Origin of the sequence: uncultured Jatrophihabitans sp., assembly GCF_964246335.1 — a bacterium.
In the GTDB taxonomy this organism is placed as follows: domain Bacteria; phylum Actinomycetota; class Actinomycetes; order Mycobacteriales; family Jatrophihabitantaceae; genus Jatrophihabitans.
The window spans coordinates 9,790-12,425 of the sequence record NZ_CAXTQF010000081.1 but is presented as its reverse complement, the minus strand read 5'-3'; the positions used below and the strand labels follow the sequence as shown (position 1 = coordinate 12,425).

At 74.8% G+C, this 2,636-nt stretch carries 2 protein-coding genes and 2 pseudogenes (2 of these 4 only partly in view); 3 read left to right on the top strand and 1 reads right to left on the bottom strand.

Annotated features, from left to right (window positions below; genetic code table 11):
* The 3 genes and pseudogenes from ACFFCN_RS16835 to ACFFCN_RS16825 form a co-directional block, all read left to right on the top strand.
* Nucleotides 1-24 (top strand): annotated as a pseudogene (locus ACFFCN_RS16835) (TadE family type IV pilus minor pilin); its annotated part reaches 207 nt to the left of the window's first position; the annotation flags it as partial.
* Nucleotides 25-322: 298 nt separating this feature from the next.
* Entirely contained in the window at nucleotides 323-490 is a 168-nt protein-coding gene (locus tag ACFFCN_RS16830; RefSeq protein WP_375493515.1) for a hypothetical protein, read from the top strand.
* Complete coding sequence (locus tag ACFFCN_RS16825; protein ID WP_375493513.1) at nucleotides 487-861, top strand: Rv3654c family TadE-like protein; 375 nt, start codon at nucleotides 487-489, stop codon at nucleotides 859-861. Before ACFFCN_RS16830 ends, ACFFCN_RS16825 begins: the two co-directional genes overlap by 4 nt.
* A 109-nt stretch (nucleotides 862-970) precedes the next feature.
* Here the strand turns inward: ACFFCN_RS16825 and ACFFCN_RS16820 are convergent.
* Nucleotides 971-2,636 (bottom strand): annotated as a pseudogene (locus tag ACFFCN_RS16820) (DEAD/DEAH box helicase) (it continues 782 nt past the right edge of the window).

Here is a 2,636-nt window from a genome sequence, read left to right as displayed (position 1 = left end):
ATGGTCGGCAAGACGATCGCGGTGCCGCCCGTCCGTGTCGCGATCCGGTTGGCGCAGGTGTCGTCGTTGACGCGGGTCGCCGCCTGCGCGCTGTCGCGCAGCACGAATTTCGCCGATGCGTCATTGGCGATGTTGACCCGCGTCGTCTGGTCCGCCAGCGCCGGCAGGTCAGGCTCGATGAGCGGATCCAGTGCCCGGTTCGGATCACGCGTGACGCCGGCGGCGCGGGCCAACGGGCGTCTCGGCACGGGGGCGCGCCCAGGATGCCGCGCGGGAGGGCGCGCGGGCGGCCGCGCGCGGCGATCCCGGCGCCGGGCGTGCGATGGCGTCGGCGCTCGCCCCGGGCGCGGCGGTCAGCGTGACCACCGGCGCGGCCGAGGTCGTTGCGGTGGTCCGGCTGCGTGTGCACCCGTTGGGTAGTTGGCTGCCGGCGCTGACCGCGCAGGAGCGTGCGGTCGCCGCCGTCGAGCCGAAGGGCACGTCGCCGTGAGCAGGCCGCGGCATGACGACCGCGGATCGGCCAGCGTGTGGGTGTTGGCGTGCTGCGTGTTGCTGCTCGTCGTCGCCGGCGTGGTCACCATTCGCATGCTCGCGGTGCTTGCTCGGCATCGCGCGGAATCAGCAGCCGATCTTGCCGCGCTCGCGGCGGCGGGACGCATCGGCGTGGGCGCCGACGAGTGCCTCGCCGCGCGCAAGGTCGCGCTCGCGGACGGCGCGCGGGTGAGCGTCTGCCGGCTCTCGCTCGACGCCGACGGCCGCAGCGGCAGCGTGCAGGTGCGTGTGCAAGCAGACGTGCATCTGCCGGTCGTCGGCACACGAACGATCGATGCCTCGGCCCGGGCGGGCCGGCTTCCCGGCTGACCGCGGCCGCCGCTCCAGTGACCGGTAACCGGTGACCGGTGATCGGTGATCGGTGATCAGTGACCGGTGGCCGGTAACTGGCGACCAAGCTCCGCGCCTGATGCGGGCGTCAGTGGGCGGGTTCGCGCAGAGCAGTCAGGACGAGGTCGAGCACGACCAGCGCGCCGGCCTTATCCAGCGGGTCGTTGCCGTTGCCGCACTTCGGCGACTGCACGCACGACGGGCAGCCCTGCGGGCACTCGCAGGCGTCGATCGCGTCGCGCGTCGCCTGCAACCACGGCGCGAGCGCTCCGAAGCCGCGTTCGGCGAAGCCGGCGCCCCCGGCATGGCCGTCGTAGACGAAGACGGTCGGCCTGCCGGTGTCCGGGTGCAGCGCGGTGGAGACGCCGCCGATGTCCCAGCGGTCGCAGGTGGCGAACAGCGGGAGCAGGCCGATCGCGGCGTGCTCGGCGGCGTGCACCGCACCGGGCACGGCGGCGATGTCCAGGCCGGCGTCGTCGAGCAGCTCCTGCGGCAGCGTGTACCAAACGGCGGCCGTGCGCAGCTCGCGCGGCGGCAGTTCCAGCGGTGTCTCGTCGAGGAACTCGCCGGTGCCCAGCCGGCGCCGCACGTAGGAGACGACCTGATTGCGGACGTCGACGGTGCCGAACGAGACCGTCAGCGCACCGTGCCGGCGCGTCGTGGTCTCGGTGACAACCGCGATGTCCGTGACGTCGCGCGCGGACGTCGACCACGGCGGCGAGTCCGCATGCACGAGGGCAGCGCCGTCCTCGATGTCCAGCGAGTCGACGACGTACGAGCGTCCCTGATGCAGGTACACCGCGCCCGGGTGCACCGTGCCGTGCGCCGCACCCGCGTCGACGGTGCCGACCAGCGAACCGGTCCGCGACTCGACCACCGACACCGGGGCGCCGCCCGCGCCGCGGATGTCGGCGTCCGGGCGCTCGCGCTGCGTCCAGTACCAGCCAGCAGGCCGTCGGCGGAGCACGCCGCGTTCGACGAGCGCCGCCAGCGTGCGCAACACGGGCTCCAGCGCGCCGCCGGCACGGGCAGCAGTGGCGTCGGCACCGATCGCGTCGGCACCGGCCGCGTCGGCAGCGATCGCGTCGGCAGCGGCCGCGTCGGCAGCGGTCGCGTCGGCCGCGAACACGGCGAGCTCGTCGTCGCGCAGCGGCAACTCCGCCGCGGCGCAGGCGAGCTGCGGGGCGAGGACGTACGGATTCTGCGGGTCCACGACGCTGGCTTCCACCGGCCGGCCGAACACCGCCGCCGGATGGTGCACGAGGTAGGTGTCCAGCGGGTCGTCCCGCGCGACGAAGATCACCAGCGCGGCGCTGCCGGACCGCCCCGCCCGGCCGGCCTGCTGCCACATCGACGCGAGGGTGCCCGGGAAACCGGCGAGCAGCACCGCGTCCAACCCGGACACGTCGATGCCGAGCTCGAGCGCGTTGGTGGCGGCCATTCCGAGCAGCTCGCCCGAGGTCAGCCGCCGCTCGAGCGCGCGGCGCTCCTCGGGCAGATAACCCGCGCGGTATGCCGCGACCCGCGGCGCGAGCTCCGCCGCCGATGCCTCGTCGAGGTGTCGCTGCGCACCGAGCGCGGTGAGCTCGGCGCCGCGGCGCGAGCGCACGAACGCCAGCGTGCGCACCCGCTCGACGACGAGGTCGGCCAGCAGCCGCGCCGCCTCCGCGCCGGCCGCCCGGCGCACCGGCGCATCGTGCTCGCCGCGCAGGGCGGTCAGCGGCGGTTCCCACATCGCGAACACGGTGGCGCCG